The sequence below is a fragment of the Glaciimonas immobilis genome, assembly GCF_011947285.1.
Lineage (GTDB): Bacteria > Pseudomonadota > Gammaproteobacteria > Burkholderiales > Burkholderiaceae_D > Glaciimonas > Glaciimonas immobilis.
Window position 1 is genome coordinate 277008 of record NZ_JAAOZT010000007.1, and the last position, 15844, is coordinate 292851.

The 15844-nt window shown below is 51.9% G+C and carries 14 protein-coding genes; 4 read left to right on the forward strand and 10 right to left on the reverse strand.

Going from position 1 to position 15844, the window contains the following annotated elements; translation table 11 throughout:
* Positions 1–259: 259 nt before the first annotated feature.
* From HAV38_RS13090 to HAV38_RS13120, 7 genes are all read right to left on the reverse strand, one after another.
* Positions 260–1177, reverse strand: a complete 918-nt coding sequence (locus tag HAV38_RS13090) for an HlyD family secretion protein (protein ID WP_168055827.1) — start codon at positions 1175–1177, stop codon at positions 260–262.
* Between the two features lie 7 nt (positions 1178–1184).
* Positions 1185–1388: a DUF1656 domain-containing protein gene (locus tag HAV38_RS13095; protein WP_168055828.1), complete on the reverse strand. Its 204-nt coding sequence runs from the start codon at positions 1386–1388 to the stop codon at positions 1185–1187.
* Complete coding sequence (locus HAV38_RS13100) at positions 1378–3651, reverse strand: FUSC family protein (protein WP_168055829.1); 2274 nt, start codon at positions 3649–3651, stop codon at positions 1378–1380. The genes HAV38_RS13095 and HAV38_RS13100 overlap by 11 nt, the downstream gene beginning before the upstream one ends.
* 23 nt (positions 3652–3674) lie before the next feature.
* A complete protein-coding gene (locus HAV38_RS13105; protein ID WP_168055830.1) occupies positions 3675–5261 on the reverse strand; it encodes an efflux transporter outer membrane subunit in 1587 nt (528 codons plus the stop codon).
* 311 nt (positions 5262–5572) lie between these two features.
* Positions 5573–5848, reverse strand: coding sequence for a DUF4148 domain-containing protein (locus tag HAV38_RS13110; RefSeq protein ID WP_168055831.1), 276 nt, complete (start codon positions 5846–5848; stop codon positions 5573–5575).
* 580 nt (positions 5849–6428) lie between these two features.
* Entirely contained in the window at positions 6429–7583 is a 1155-nt protein-coding gene (gene mnmA / locus HAV38_RS13115) for a tRNA 2-thiouridine(34) synthase MnmA (protein WP_168055832.1), read from the reverse strand.
* Positions 7576–8091: an NUDIX hydrolase gene (locus tag HAV38_RS13120; protein WP_168055833.1), complete on the reverse strand. Its 516-nt coding sequence runs from the start codon at positions 8089–8091 to the stop codon at positions 7576–7578. Before HAV38_RS13120 ends, mnmA begins: the two co-directional genes overlap by 8 nt.
* A gap of 434 nt (positions 8092–8525) precedes the next feature.
* Between HAV38_RS13120 and HAV38_RS13125 the strand changes: the two genes are divergently transcribed.
* From HAV38_RS13125 to HAV38_RS13140, 4 genes are all read left to right on the forward strand, one after another.
* On the forward strand, positions 8526–9641 hold the full coding sequence (locus HAV38_RS13125) for a Re/Si-specific NAD(P)(+) transhydrogenase subunit alpha (RefSeq protein WP_168055834.1): 1116 nt from the start codon (positions 8526–8528) through the stop codon (positions 9639–9641).
* Between the two features lie 73 nt (positions 9642–9714).
* Complete coding sequence (panD, locus tag HAV38_RS13130) at positions 9715–10080, forward strand: aspartate 1-decarboxylase (protein WP_168055835.1); 366 nt, start codon at positions 9715–9717, stop codon at positions 10078–10080.
* Between the two features lie 63 nt (positions 10081–10143).
* Positions 10144–10488, forward strand: coding sequence for an NAD(P) transhydrogenase subunit alpha part 2 (locus HAV38_RS13135; RefSeq protein WP_168055836.1), 345 nt, complete (start codon positions 10144–10146; stop codon positions 10486–10488).
* The gene (locus HAV38_RS13140) at positions 10488–11948 is read left to right on the forward strand and encodes an NAD(P)(+) transhydrogenase (Re/Si-specific) subunit beta (protein WP_168055837.1); all 1461 of its coding nucleotides are present in this window, start codon (positions 10488–10490) and stop codon (positions 11946–11948) included. Before HAV38_RS13135 ends, HAV38_RS13140 begins: the two co-directional genes overlap by 1 nt.
* A 378-nt stretch (positions 11949–12326) precedes the next feature.
* On the opposite strand, the gene HAV38_RS13145 is transcribed toward HAV38_RS13140, so the two are convergent.
* The 3 genes from HAV38_RS13145 to murU all read right to left on the reverse strand — a co-directional run bounded on the left by HAV38_RS13145 (position 12327) and on the right by murU (position 15779).
* Positions 12327–13502, reverse strand: a complete 1176-nt coding sequence (locus HAV38_RS13145; protein WP_168055838.1) for an FAD-dependent monooxygenase — start codon at positions 13500–13502, stop codon at positions 12327–12329.
* 7 nt (positions 13503–13509) lie between these two features.
* Entirely contained in the window at positions 13510–14850 is a 1341-nt protein-coding gene (locus tag HAV38_RS13150) for an aminopeptidase P N-terminal domain-containing protein (RefSeq protein WP_168055839.1), read from the reverse strand.
* 227 nt (positions 14851–15077) lie between these two features.
* Positions 15078–15779: an N-acetylmuramate alpha-1-phosphate uridylyltransferase MurU gene (gene murU, locus HAV38_RS13155; RefSeq protein ID WP_168055840.1), complete on the reverse strand. Its 702-nt coding sequence runs from the start codon at positions 15777–15779 to the stop codon at positions 15078–15080.
* Between the last annotated feature and the right edge of the window lie 65 nt (positions 15780–15844).

A 15844-nucleotide genomic window follows, 5' to 3' on the forward strand; every position in this document is an offset into this window, starting at 1 on the left:
CTATGTGGGAGGGCGTTAGTGTCACGGAGTTACGCAGCGCACTCATTTCTTCGCATACCAACAAGCGGCGTGAGGGCAGCGGCTATTTGCGGCAACGGCATGAGTTTGAATAAGCAGCAGTGACGGAGCGCAGAACGAACCGTCTACTTGCCTATAAAGAGGGACGAGAATAATCGGGGGATGTGGTGACACTGCACTATATATAATAACAAAATATCGTTCTGTTCGCCAAATTCAACACGCTGACCGCATGCGTTTTCTAGGTCTTTTTAACCTCAACACTTTTTTGTCCAGCAACCTTCTCACCGGGTTTAATCACCACGGTGCAGGTCATTCCCGCAGCTAACGTGATGCCGTTCGGGACCGTGTCAATATGAATCCGTACCGGTACGCGTTGTGCCAGTCTGACCCAGTTGAAGCTAGGGTTTACGTTTGCCAAGCCATTACTGCTTGGGGCGTTGTCGCGGTCTGTGATGCCGCGGGCGATACTGTCAATGTGGCCAGCAAGTAGCATATCGCTGCCTAACAGGCGGATTTCGGCTTTATCGCCGACCTGCATTAGCGGTATTTTATTTTCTTCGAAATAGCCGTAGATCCAGAATGAATTGGCATCGACTACGGTCATTTTTGGCACACCGATTTGTGCAAAATCGCCGGCATGCACATTGAGGTTAGCAACCCAGCCGTCTGCTGGTGCGAGCACGCTGGTGCGATCCAGATTGAGTTTCGCCATGTCGCGGGCCGCCAATGCCGCCCTATATACTGCCTCTGCGGAGGAAGCATCTGAACTGGAATTTTCCCGGCTTTCATTGGAAATGACATCGCCGTCGAGTAATGCACGGCGTGCGGCGTCGCGCTGTTTTGTGGTGAGCGCAACCCGGCTTTGCGCGACCATTGCTTCCGCCTGCACCAATGCCAACGTGTAGTGCGCGGGGTCAATTTTCATTAAAACGTCGCCCTTATGCACATAGGCGTTGTCGCGTATAGGGACTTCCATCACCCGCCCGGCGACATCGGCAGCGACACTAATGACATCGGCGCGGACTCTGCCATCGCGCGTCCAGGGCGAATTCATGTAGTGATCCCACAGCGAGCGGGTCAACAGGAAGGCGATGGTGACGACGATCAGGGTGATCGCTATTTTTAAAACGTTCTTAATAATTGTCAATGATTTCATAAAATTCTCAAGCTACGTGCAGTAAGAGGCCGAAGCCGCCAAAAATACAAAAGAACAAGGCGATCCGGAACAGGCTGGGATGCCAGACATAGCGATACAACCGCAAGCGCGTGAGCAGCCAGTCAACCGCGAATTGCAAGATGACGCAGCCGAGAAATACGATTAGTAAGGTTGGTACGAGGGCATCAAAGATGGCGATTTCACGCGGCATTATTAATTCCTGATGATGTGTTGAAGGGCGGCGCAGGAGCAGGATCAAAAGCAGAGGCGGCGGCTGTTGGTACAGCGTGTTCTAGTAGCGAGGTGCGGATAAGATGCAGATTGGCCAGCACCGCTTGATAGTTCGGCAATGCTTGTACTTCTACCGTTGACACCACCCGGCACGCTTCAATCGCTGCCAAAACAGAGGCTAGTGCGAGGTCCAGTTTGCGCGTATCGGGAGCAGAAAAAAAGTCTGCAACGGTCTTGATGCTAAGGCGAATCGCTGTATAGGCGTAATCTGACGATTGTTGTGACTGATCGTTGGCTGCAATAATATTATTTCCGGATCGAGTTTTAGGAGCAATATCTTCACGCAAATGGATAATGGCGCGCCCGATTTCAAAGACGGAGAGTAGCCATCCCATCACTCCACGATCATCTTCATTGGGTACAGTGTGTCCCATCGCAAAGCGACCAACGAGTTCGCGCGTGCCACTTTCGAAACGGGCAAGTAAGCCCGGTATGGCGTTATTGCAGCCATCGACTACCTGATGTCGCAACGCTCGAATCAAGCGCGTCTTTTCCCAATGACTGTCGACCGGATCAATGATCATATACATGGCCGCGGCGATGGCACAGCCTATCAGACCACCGGCCATGCCATTTAAGAATCCCACATAGTCAAATTCATAAACATTGCCTACAGCAGCATAAGAAAAGAAAAAAACCAGCATTCCCATCCCCATTCCTGCATATTGGGGTTTAGTCGTCAGCCACGCAAAAACTAAGATAAAAGGTGTCAGCGAGAGGCATAGCATAAAGAAATTTTGTGCGCCTGGCTGGATGAAATAGGCGCAGATAAATCCGCACGCACCACCGATAAATGCGCCTTGCATAAAGCCGATGACCGTTTTGGTGGGAGACGGGAATGCCGCGAATAGCGCACTGACTACCGTCGCAAAAATTGCTGCATCCAACCCGGAAGGCCAGCCACTTTGCCACCAAAAGAGCATCGACACAACGAACCCGACCATCGCCCGCAATGAAGACATCGCAACCATGACAGGGTCGGTGCGATTCACATAATGTGCGGTGATGCTAATGTCATCCGGTAACCGATTGTCGCGGTTTATTACGGCGTTGTGAATCCGCGTAGAGATACGTAGCTCATCGGTAAAGCGTTGTAATAGCGCTGCAGCTGCATCGAAGTCTAGCAAGGCATCGTTAACGTAAGTCGTGTCGAGATTGAGCATTTCAGCAAAACTTAAAATCAATCCCCGTCTTAACGCGGCCAGGCGCTCGGTCAACTGTTGGCGACAATGCTGTAACTTCGCCGGAATCTCGGCTTTATCCTCTTTCATAATACTGACGATGGCGTCATATTCCATCATCACGGCATTGAAAGTGTTGATCTTGCCAGTGTTGCGCAAGCGCAGTAAGAGTTGATCAAGAGAATGAAATGTCGTCGATACTGTCATGAAGGCGGTATTTAATTGACGCAAATGGTCGCCTTTGACGTGGCCGGTAGCGCTTTCAAACGTTGAAGAAGTCCGTAGATTTTCAAGCGCAATGACTTCGCCGATAAGGCGCAACATCATGCTGTCGCGATCCAGTTGCGAACGCGCGGAGTGCGCCTGGCCCTGATCGCATTGCACAAACTGGGCGAAGTGGGCGAAGCGCTTGTTGACGGTTGTGAGCACCATGTCCGATAACCGTATTGGAAACAGCACGTCACTGACGACGCCAGCGCACAGCAGGCCAAGCGTGACTTCGCTGAGACGGGTGGTGGCAATATCGAAAGCGTTAGCCGGGTCTAATGCAGCGGGCAAACCTACGATCATCAGGGTGTAGCCAGCCAGAACAAAAGCATAGGACTGAAAGTTGCGAAAGGTTATCGCGCCTGCGGTGCAAAGGCCTATCCAGCAAGCCCCTGCAAACAGAAATAACATCGGTTGTTGGGAAAAACATGCCGCCAGAACCAGCGACGCTGCGACGCCGACGAAGGTGCCGACAAAGCGATAGAAGCCTTTTGCCATCACCAGTCCACTGCCCGGCTGGGTAACGATAATGACCGTGATCATCGCGGTGCCTGGCTTGGATAAATTGAAGAGCATCGACAAACCCATTGCCAGAAAAATCGCGAGCAGCATTTTTATCATGTGCAACAGGGCCGGTGCCTGAACGAGTATCCACTTGCCGCCGCTAATTCTCAGGCGAGAAAATAGGCGGTAGAAGTTATCTGGGCTAGCTGAATTTTGGACGAGTTCACTCATGTTTGCAGGGTCTGGTATTGCGCTTATTGCGTTTTTTGCGCGGAAGAGGGCGAAGAGGCAGAGGACGCAGACGTCGCGGTTCCGTCTACCGTCGGAAGCGGTAAATCATCGCCTAGTCCGCCGCCCAGCGCTTGCATCAGCTGCGCCCATGCGTCTAAATATGCGGCGCGAGACTGTGCCACCTGTTGTTGCTCTTGTAGCATCGCCATTTGGGTCTGGATGACATTCAAATAAGAAGTCAGACCGGCTTTAAATCCTCGCTGAGCGATACTTGCTGACTTGGTCGCCAGCGTCATCGCGCTTTCGGATTGATTGCGCTGCAACGCTATCGACTTTAACTTGACGATTTGATCGGCGACGCTTTGCAGCGATTGCAGTAACGTATTGTTGTAAGTTTCAATCGCAGCATCAAGCGTCGCGGTTTGTGCGCCGAGATTAGCGCGTAAACGGCCGCCGTCAAAAATAGGCAATGAAATAGCGGGTGCGAATCCTCGCACGTTAGAATCGGTGGTCAAAAAGTGACTTAGTCCGATTGACTCTAATCCGATAAAAGCAGAAATATTGATATTGGGATAAAAAGCTGCTTTGGCAACCGCAATATTTTTAATCATCGATTCAACGCGCCACCGTTGGGCAATGACATCCGGGCGACGCCCGATCAGATTGGCAGGGACATTATCCGGCAAACTAATGGGTAATTCTGCGTAAGGTTCGACGTAAGGTTCGTCATTTTTTGCCAGTTGGCTCTTCGCCATCGTATCTGCCAGTGTGGGACGCTGGATAGCATCGCCCGCAGATGGTCCCTGGCCCGTCAACGCCGCCAATTGATTACGTGAAAGTGCGATCGCCTCATTGATCTTTTCGATCGCTGCGCGTGTGGTCGGTAAACTGGTTTCCGCCTGATTGACTTCAAGTCCGGTGCCGATGCCCGCATGCAGCCGACGCTGGGCAATATGCACAATACTTTGACGCTGCGCCAACGACGCTTCAGCAATATCCTTTAACACATATTGGGTGGCCAGTTGCAGATAGCTGCGAACGATAATGCTTTCAAGATTCAGTTGGGCGGCGCGTGCCTCTGCCGCGCTGACGCGTACGTTGTCGAGCGCCGCCTCTAACGTATTGCGATCTTTATCCCACAGATCAAGGTCGTAACTCGCTTTGATCCGCGCATCATTGCTCCAGTCCCAGCCGCCGCCTAATGGCGCGGGGTAGAGGCCGTCGCTGGTAAATAACTCCCGCGTTATAGACGCGGCGGCACCGACTTTGGGTAGGGTCGCGGCTTGCGCCACGCCAGCCAGGGCAGTTGCCTGGCGAATGCGTGCTTGTGCGACCTTGATCGATGGGCTGTCAGTAATTGCTTGGTTGACTAAACGATCGAGTTGGGGATCGCGGTAGGCTTGCCACCAGTGTTCTGTGGGCCACAACGCATTTATTTGGGTGGCGTTCATAGCGGCGCTACCGTCCAGCTTGCGGCCGTCCATTGTGTAACCGTCACTCATGGTCGCTAGCGGCTTGATACCCGAAAAACTGGCACATCCACTTAAGAGTAGCGCCAAAGCACTAACAGCGACGAATCCAGTAGTGGATTTTCGGCGCCCTGTAGCCATCGAACGCAGATATGTTACCAACCGTGTCGGGGAAAAAAGGCAAAGACGCAAAGACGAAGGAAGCAATGTGGAATCTAGGAACCGCATGAAAAACCCGATGTGTGATAAATATTACCAATCCGAATATTGCCAAGCCGAATATTGCTTAACCAGCTGCGCAAATCCTTGATCTGACGCGTTATATTTTATTAAAAGCAAGGTGTTGATTGGGTCGATAAACACCAAAACGCCACTTGCGGTGGCGTTTTTTTAGCAGCGACAGTATTGCGTACTTGACATACGTACTATCGCATACCTGGTGCTACCGGCGATTAGTTGCCTGTGTTTACCGATGTATCCGATTTCTCAGAGACTTGTTGCTGTACTTGCGCACGTGTCAACGGATTTTTTTCTGATGGCAGAACTGGATAGCTGGCGTGGCTTTCCTGCATCAAGCCGTTGGCTTCAGCCGAAACGAGTTCTGCTGTGACATCAGCGCGGGTTTTGGTCGAGACGAAATGGTCTTCTGCAGGGTAAGGCTTTACAGCAAAGGCGCTACCGGCAGCAACTAATACAACTAAACCAGCGATCAATTGTTTGGTGTTCATATATTTCTCCATAAAGTTGGCTTCAACACAGGGCTTGGCGGGACAAGCTTCTTGCCTGTCGGGTCCCGCCTCGGCGAACGTGCTGACTACATATCTCCGGCCTGTGTCGCTTTTCTGGCTAACCGGAGTATGTCGTTTCATCGATAAGGTTTATTGTAGATAATCCTATCTCTGCAATAAACAACGAAATTCGGAATGCACTATTTCTGTATTAGAAATAATAGATAGGTGCCGTCGCAATTCTGATTGCCGAACGGACGCGGACTTATCGATTCTGAAGTATGAGACCCGGGTCACGACACCCTGATAGTGCTGGGTGCAACGAAGTGCCGCAGAGGCGCAAAGCGAAAGAGGGGAAGACGGACTGGGTCAAGGGGCTATGAGTTTGGGAGCGTAGTAGTAAAGCCCCACTGGCTCAGCTATTTACTGTATTTTTGAAGGCGTATCGACTTCCTGGTGGCGGCGAACCAGCAATTCTTTCGGAACGTGGGCATCATGCTCTGACGCGTTCGCGCCAGAACATAATGTTGAGCGAGGACTCACTTCAGCGCAGACGTTTCTATGGGCTTACCTACGAGACTCACTTACAGTTACTTGCAGTGGTAGAAGACATAATAATGCCACCTCCCAGGCAAACGTCACCGTCGTACAGTACCGCGGATTGCCCTGGAGTAACTGCCCATTGTGCAGCGTCAAAGTCCAACGTAAAGATTTCTGGCACATCGGCTACCACCATCTGATCACCGGCGAAGTTGCACGCCATATCGGCCTGACGATAGCGCGTTTTAGCTGACAGTCGCGCTTGCTTTGGCGCTTCACCTGCGACCCAGCTCACCTGTCCTGCCTGTAAAGTGGAGGAGAGCAACCACGGATGGTCATGGCCTTGCACAATGTGTAAGGTATTGCTTTCTATGTCTTTTTTGGCAACATACCATGGATCGCTATCGCCAGCCGCGTTTTTGTGGGATTGCATGCCGCCGATGCCGATGCCCTTGCGCTGACCGAGCGTATAAAAGCTGAGTCCTACATGCTCGCCAACGGTATCGCCAGCGTCCGTTTTCATTGGCCCATGTTGATACGACAGATAGCGGTTGAGAAACTCTCTGAATGGACGTTCGCCAATGAAACAAATACCGGTTGAATCCTTTTTGGTCGCGTTGGGTAATTTAATTTGTTCGGCAATTTTCCGTACTTCGGTTTTGTGTATTTCTCCCAGAGGAAATAAAGTCTTCGATAACTGCGCTTGATTCAGACGATGCAGGAAGTAACTTTGATCCTTGCTGGCATCAAGTGCTTTTAATAGCTCAAAATTACCTGCTGGCGCTTGCCGCACACGGGCGTAATGGCCGGTCGCAATCATATCAGCACCCAGCTTCATGGCATGATCAAGGAATGCTTTAAATTTGATTTCGGCATTGCAGAGAACGTCGGGATTGGGTGTGCGTCCGGCCTGATATTCGCGCAGGAATTCGGCAAACACGCGGTCCTTGTATTCGGCAGCAAAATTGACCGCTTCAATATCCACACCAATGACGTCGGCGACGCTGACAGCATCAATCCAGTCTTCGCGGGTCGAGCAATATTCCGAGTCATCATCGTCTTCCCAGTTTTTCATGTAGAGACCGATGACTTCATACCCTTGCTGCTTTAACATCCAGGCGGCGACCGATGAATCAACGCCGCCCGACATACCGATGACAACACGTTTTTTTGCATTACTCAACTTGTTACTCATCTTTGACTCCATCGATTCCATTGATTTCGCTATTACTCCGCAGTGCTGCGGGATCGGTGTGTAAGGTCGACAATGGGACCCGGTCACCGCGTAAGTAATCGTCGATACATTGCAAAACCTGGGGACTGCGGTGGCGCTCCGGGCAGGCCGCTATTTCTTCTCGCGACATCCACAGCACCCGTAAGATGCCATCATCCAGCGCCTGATCGTGGGCTTCGCCGACGCTTCCGCAAAACGCAAAACGTACATAGGTAGCGCTTTCGCCGGTGAGTGCCGAAAAATAACGCGACAGATAGGTGCCAACCAACGCAACCGGTACGAAATCGTGGGCGGCTTCTTCCAGCGTTTCGCGCACTACGGCCTGAATCAGGGATTCGTTTGCGTCAAGGTGACCGGCTGGTTGATTAATGCGGATGCCTTCACGAGTACGCTCTTCAATCAACAAAAAGCGGCCGTCACGTTCGATGATGGCCGCAACCGTGACAGAGGGTTTCCAAACTTCAGTCATAAATTCCTCAGGTAAGCCGACATTTTAACGTGGCTGTCAAATTTTCGACCGATCGTAGCCAAAGTCGTGTATCTGTCACAACAAAATGTCGCGACTGACCAAGCGGGCAAGCTAATAGAATGCCTTCTCACCATCTTCATATGGTTGCGTTACAAATATTCCGTGTAATATCCCTACCAGCATTGTCGATGCACATCCCGACACTGCATTCTTTCGGTCCGTTGAGATCCCACCCCGGTCTCGCAGACATTGGTGGCTTAAGAGGTCATCCCGAGAGTCATCGCAAGAACAACGGTCTGGAAGTTAGATATCGATGGTGATTATTGCGCTGACCGCACGCCTTCAGCGACTAAGGATTTTAACAACAATCGTTTTGCCTATAGATTAATACAATCCTATAGACGACAAGAATTTCTACAATAAGGGAGAATCTTATGAAAATCGGCATCCCCGCCGAGACGCGACCGGGTGAAACCCGGGTTGCAGCGACCCCAGAGACGGTCAAAAAGTTAGTCGCAGCAAAACATGTAGTAGTGGTGCAATCCGGTGCGGGCATTTCGTCCAGCATTCCTGATGATGCGTTTGCGGCAGCAGGTGCGCAAATCGGCACTGCCGCCGAGGCGTTCGGACAGGAAACTATTCTCAAAGTGCGTGCTCCTGCGGCAGAAGAGTACGCGCTGCTGAAAAGTGGCACCGTCGTAATCGGCATGCTGAACCCGTTTGATGCTGAGAACATCGCCTTGATGGCCAGCCATGGTCTGACGGCTTTCGCCCTCGAAGCCGCGCCGCGTACCTCGCGTGCGCAATCCATGGATGTATTATCGTCGCAAGCCAATATTGCCGGTTATAAAGCCGTGCTGATGGCGGCCAACACTTATCAACGCTTCATGCCAATGCTGATGACTGCCGCCGGGACCGTCAAGGCCGCGCGGATGTTAATTATGGGTGCCGGTGTTGCTGGTTTGCAAGCCATTGCCACGGCTAAACGGTTGGGCGCGGTGATAGAAGCCTCGGACGTGCGTCCAGCGGTAAAAGAGCAGATTGAATCGCTTGGTGCCAAGTTTCTGGATGTCCCGTTTATTACCGACGAAGAGCGTGAAGTCGCGCAGGGCGTCGGTGGTTATGCGCGGCAAATGCCGGCAGACTGGATGCGCCGTCAGGCAGAACTGGTGCATGAACGTGCCAAACTAGCTGACATCATCATCACAACGGCGTTGATTCCGGGCCGCAAAGCCCCGATTCTGATCAGCGAAGAAACCGTTAAAGCGATGAAACCCGGTTCGGTCATTCTGGATATGGCGGTGGATCAAGGCGGCAATTGTCCTTTATCCGAATCCGGAAAGACCGTCATCAAACACGGTGTGTACATCATCGGCGAAGGCAATCTGGCCGCGTTAGTGGCTGCGGACGCGTCGGCGTTGTATTCCCGCAATGTACTGGATTTCTTAAAGTTGATTGTCAATCCTGAGGGCGGACTAGTGATTAACCGTGAAGACGATATCGTGGTCGCTACCTTGTTGTGTAGCGGCGGTGAAGTTCTTCGCAAATAAATTACGCATATTTGGCGCGTCTGCGCCGGTGATAGCGGGTGTAGATCGCTAGCGAACACAGGAGATAGAAGCAATGCAACGCATCATGTTACGCGCGAAAATTCATCGCGCAACCGTTACCCAGGCTGACCTGCATTACGAAGGATCGTGCGGTATCGACGAAAATCTGCTGGAAGCGGCCGATATTCTTGAAGGCGAAAAAATCGAACTGTATAACGTCAATAATGGCATGCGCTTTTCGACTTATGCAATTCGGGCCGAGCGTGGCAGTGGCGCCATTGCACTCAATGGTGCCGCAGCACGTTGTGCCCATTTGGGCGATTTGCTGATCATTTGCACCTATGCACCGTTTGCAGATGCTGAAGCCGCCACGTACGTGCCGAAAGTCGTGTTTGTTGATGACAACAATCGCATCACAGGAATGAAAAATTCTAGCTAAATAAAGTTGACCGCATCGTCGCTCATCTGCGCGTGCGGTTTGCAAATCATAAGGGGAGAACACATGGAAGTGTCACACACCATCACCAATCTAATCATATTTGTACTGGCGATTTATGTCGGTTACCACGTGGTCTGGACGGTTACACCAGCATTGCATACGCCATTGATGGCGGTCACCAACGCGATTTCTGCGATCATTATTATCGGCGCGATGTTAGCTGCCGGACTGACTGAAGGTCTGGTCGGACAGATCGCCGGTACGCTGGCCGTAGCCTTGGCCGCGGTCAATGTATTCGGTGGCTTTCTGGTCACGCAACGAATGCTTGAAATGTTTAAGAAAAAAGAACCGAAGGTAAAAGTACTTGCCGTTGAAGCCGAAACCAAAGTTAAAGCAGGAGCGCATTAATGGGTGCTGAAATCGCTAGTTTGTTAAGCATGAATCTGGTCACGATGTTTTACCTGATTGCGTCGGTGTGTTTCATACAGGCGCTCAAAGGACTGTCGCATCCTTCTACTGCACGGCGCGGCAACGCGTTTGGCATGGGCGGGATGGCGCTGGCGATTGTCACCACGATTGCACTTATCATCAAACTCAAGGTGGAATCGCAAGGTGCCGGATTCGGTTTTTGGTTAGTCGCCGGCGGTGTCGTGGTCGGTGGCGGTATTGGTGCGTATTTAGCCAAGAGCGTTGAGATGACCAAGATGCCGGAACTGGTCGCGGCGATGCATTCGCTGATCGGTCTGGCAGCGGTCTGTATCGCGGTCGCAGCAGTGTCGGAGCCATGGGCGTTCGGGATTGCCGCGCATGGCGCAGCGTTGCCGGTTGGTAACCGGATCGAGCTATTTATCGGGACCTTTGTCGGCGCGATTACGTTCTCGGGATCGGTGATTGCTTTCGGTAAATTGTCGGGAAAATACAAGTTCCGTCTGTTCCAAGGTGCACCGGTCAGCTTTGCCGGTCAACACTTTATCAATCTGTTACTGGCCGTCGCCATGCTGGTGCTTGGCATTATCTTTGTCATGACGCAGGCATGGTTGCCGTTCATATTGATGGCATTGATCGCGTTTGTGTTGGGCGTGCTGATCATTATTCCTATCGGTGGTGCGGACATGCCAGTGGTGGTGTCTATGTTGAACAGCTACTCTGGCTGGGCTGCGGCCGGTATCGGTTTTTCGTTGAATAATTCGATGCTGATTATTGCCGGTTCACTGGTTGGTTCTTCCGGTGCCATTCTGTCGTACATCATGTGTAAGGCGATGAATCGTTCGTTCTTTAATGTGATTTTGGGGGGCTTTGGTGGGGATACTGCGACGGCTGCGGCGACTGGCTCACAAGTGCAGCGTCCCGTTAAATCGGGTTCTGCTGACGATGCTGCGTTTCTTTTGGGTAATGCAGAAACGGTCATCATCGTGCCGGGGTATGGCTTGGCGGTGGCACGTGCACAACATGCATTGAAAGAGTTGACTGAGAAGCTGACGCACAAAGGCGTGATTGTCAAATATGCGATTCATCCGGTGGCAGGGCGTATGCCGGGTCACATGAACGTATTGCTGGCGGAAGCGGAAGTGCCTTACGATCAGGTGTTTGAGATGGAAGACATCAATAACGACTTTAGTCAGGCGGACGTGGTGCTGGTGCTGGGGGCGAATGATGTGGTGAATCCTGCTGCTAAAGATCCGAAATCATCGATTGCGGGGATGCCGATTTTGGAAGTTTATAAGGCTAAAACTGTTATCGTCAACAAGCGTTCAATGGCTTCTGGTTACGCCGGGTTGGATAATGAATTGTTTTATATGGATAAAACTATGATGGTGTTTGGGGATGCCAAGAAGGTGATTGAGGCGATGGTTAAGGCGGTCGACTAAACTTTTTGCTGTCTTAATTGAACCGCGCTGGTGAATTTTATATTCACTTGCGCGGTTTTTTTTATGGGATGTAGCTATTGGGTAGCGCAACACGTTCGATTATTCGGTAATTAAAGCGGTTTGTGCTTCGTGGATGCTGGCCGCGTATGGCCCGGCAGCGAGTTATTTTTTTGCTTCGCTAGGCGCCCCCGACTAGCATCCACGGAGCACTAACCATTTTAGCTATCGATCAACCGAACCAACCAAAACGGCTCAACGTCGTCGGCGCTCCATTCACATCCTTAAATTTAATATTCACCGCATCGCCAAACAATAAGTAACCAAATGGCTTGCAATAAACCATAGTATCTCCAACTTGTTTCCGATACTAAAAGCAGGTTAGCGTCGCCCAAACATCATTTGCTCGGCCAGCATATTTTTTGCTGGCTGAATAGCATCCACTAAACCGAGTGATAACCCTAGCAGGGTTTGTGAGAGGGCGCCTTCCGGGGCGCTGGCGAATATACGGGCCATTATGTCTGTCATGCGGATTGTTATGCTGCGGTCGGATTTTCTGCTGAGGGTGAACTTTTCCAGCGCTGCAGGGGTGACTTCCTGGGCTAACAATTTAGCTAATACCGTGGCATCGCGTAGTCCCAGATTGAGACCTTGGCCTGCGACCGGGTGGAGGGTCTGGGCGGCGTTGCCGATGGCGACGGTATGGGTGGAAGTGGTAGGGTTTGCGTTTAGGCCTAGTGGAAAACTGTTCCGTTGGGAGGTACGGATAAAACGTCCTATGCGAGCGCCAAAGGCCTCCGCCAGCGCTTGTAGAAATAGTGCGTCATTCAACCCCAGCAGTTGTGCAGCGTTAGCGGTGCGCACGCACCAGACTAACGCGTAGCCGTCGTCCTGCGGGAGTAGCGCTAGCGGGCCCTGATCGGTAAAGCGCTCAAAGGCGCGATGGGGAATTGGTGCGCTGGTGTGCACGTGCGCGACGATGGCAATCTGGTTGTAATCGCGTTGCAGCTCTTTGCAGGTTTGTGCGCCGAATAAACCGCCTTCGGCTTGTACCATCACTTTGCAATGCATACGGTGGCCATCCGATAGCGTCATCGTAACGCCGCGCGTGTGATCGTCGCTTGTGCTGACCTGAAGCGGACGCAAGAGCGTGATCTCTTGCAGCGCTGGCAAGGCGGCCAGCGCTGTGACCAGATTGCCGTAACGACTGACGTAACCCAGCGCTGGTAATTGATATTCATCGCGTTCAATAAATGTTCGGCCAAAATGTCCCCGTCTTGAGACGTGAATCTGGTGGATGGCGGTGGCGGCTACTGGCCACGCGCCGATGTCTTCCAGAATCTGGCGACTGCCGTAAGAAAGCGCCAGCGCGCGAGGATCAAGACGGGCCTGATCAATTGTTTTGCCATCGATTAGCGCTATCCGGTCTGGTGCGATGCCGCGTTTGACCAGTAAGGCGGCGAACGCCATTCCCACCGGTCCGGCACCGCAAATCGCGATATCGGCATGGATGATATTGCCTGCATCTGATGTTGTTTTTGATGTGCTGTCGGTCATGGTGGCGCTATTTTCGCATCAATGCTTCGATATCGGCGACAGTACGCGGCGCGCCAGTGGTCATCAGTTCGCAGCCGTTGTCGGTGACTAAAGCGTCGTCTTCAATGCGGATGCCGATGTTCCAGTATTTTTCTGGAACGCCTTCTGCTGGCCGCACGTAAATGCCGGGTTCGATAGTGGTCACCATGCCGGGTTGCAGCCCGCGCCATGGCCTTTGCCCGCCTTCTGTTAGCGCGGCATTCAGATCCCTGTATTCGCCCACATCATGCACGTCCATGCCTAGCCAATGACCAGTTCGGTGCATATAAAACTGTCTGAAATCACCGTTGGTAATGACGTCTTCTAACGAACCGACTTTGTCCTTCTTGAGTAATCCGGTATCCAGCATGCCTTGGGCCAGCACGCGCACTGCCGCGTCGTGACCGTCCATAAAATGGTTGCCCGGACGCGTCACTGCTATGGCCGCGTTTTGCGCCGCCAATACAATCTCGTATAACTCTTTTTGTGGGCCTGAAAAGATGCCGTTGGCCGGAAAAGTACGGCTGATATCACCAGCATAGCTGTCAAATTCGCAACCGGCATCGATCAGCACCAGATCACCGTCTTGCAGAACCGCATCGCCGGCCCGATAGTGCAATACGCAGGCGTTGGCACCGGTCGCGACGATCGATCCATAGGCGGGATATTGCGATCCTTGACGACGAAATTCGTGGAGTAATTCTGCTTCCAATTCATATTCATGCAGGCCGGAGCGCGACATCCGCATGGCACGACAATGGCCTTCGGCGGAAATGATGCCCGCACGTCGCATCAACGCAATCTCGTCTGCGTCTTTAATTAAACGCATTTCATCCATCAGCACCTGAACGTTATGGATGGCAGACGGCGCAACCACGCCTGCACGGCTCATGGCGCGCACACTATCTAACCAGCCCTGCAATTTTTCATCGTATGCACGTTGCTGGCCTTGGGTATAAAAGACTGAAGGCGCGTCGGCTAGCAATTTTGGGATTTCAACTGACATCGCTTCAATGGGAAACGCGGCGTCGAAGCCAAACTTTTGTCGTGCAGCCTCCGGGCCGTAGCGGACGCCGTCCCAGATTTCACGTTCCAGATTTTTTTCACGGCAAAACAGAATTGATTGTGGCTTTTCGCCTGCAACGATGACGACAACCGATTCTGGTTCCATAAAGCCCGACATGTAATAGAAGTAGCTATCGTGACGATACGGGTAGTCGGCATCCCGGTTGCGCATCACTTCAGGAGCGGTAGGGATGATCGCTACACCGCCGCCTTTGGCTTGCATCAGACTTATTAACTGCGCGCGACGTGTGGAGTAGGGGTTCATAAGCATCCTTGCATGTTGGTGAGTGGCACCGCTGGGCGTCATTCTGGTAGCTAATCTGGAATACTCATCCTGATAAAATAAGTCGATCAGGACGATTGATTCTGAGATTCTTTAGCGAAATCTATATTAGCGAAATCTATATTCGATTGTCGCCCATTCAACGCTGGTCTGGTTGTGGTAACTAATATTCCTGACCCGTCCGAATAACGCGACATCTGTTGCATCGATTACATTGGTGCGTTTAACTGTTCCAACCGCGCAACCGTCCCGACATCGGTCCAGTCGCCACGATAGACCTCGCCGCCGAGTTGGCCGCGATCCGCGTAGTCACGCAGTATCGGGGCCAACTTACCGAATTCACCTGGTGCAATAGAATCGAAAATCATCGGACGGAATACCCCGATACCGGAGTAAGTAAAGCGCGGCTCGCCTTCGTTAGACACCGAAAAACTATGCACCGCAAAGTCGCCATCAGGGTGATGTGCCGGATTTTTGACCAGATAAATCCAGCCGACGTCTCTGGTTTCAATCGGATGCGGAACGCCCCAGAGATCATTGTCCTCCAGCGTTGTTTTGACTTGTTCAAAATTGAAAAAAGGGCAGTAGATATCGGCCGAAATGGCAATAAATGGCGCCTCACCGAGTAAGTGTCGCACCTTAGCCACGCCGCCCGCAGTCTCTAGCGCCGTGCCTTCTGCCGAGTAGGTGATTTTAGCTCCGAATTTGCTGCCGTCGCCGAGCGTATCTTCGATCAATTGGCCTAAATGGGCGTGATTAATGATGATATCGGTAATACCAGCGCGTACCAGATTGACGATGTGCCAGACGATGAGCGGGCGACCACGGACTTTTAGCAGCGGTTTAGGAGTGGTGTCGGTCAGTGGGCGCATGCGCTCACCACGACCGGCGGAAAAAATCATTGCTTTCATGGTGGCTCAGTTATTTAGTTATTGGTTATTGGTATTGGTACTATTAATTATCGTGCCCGGCAATG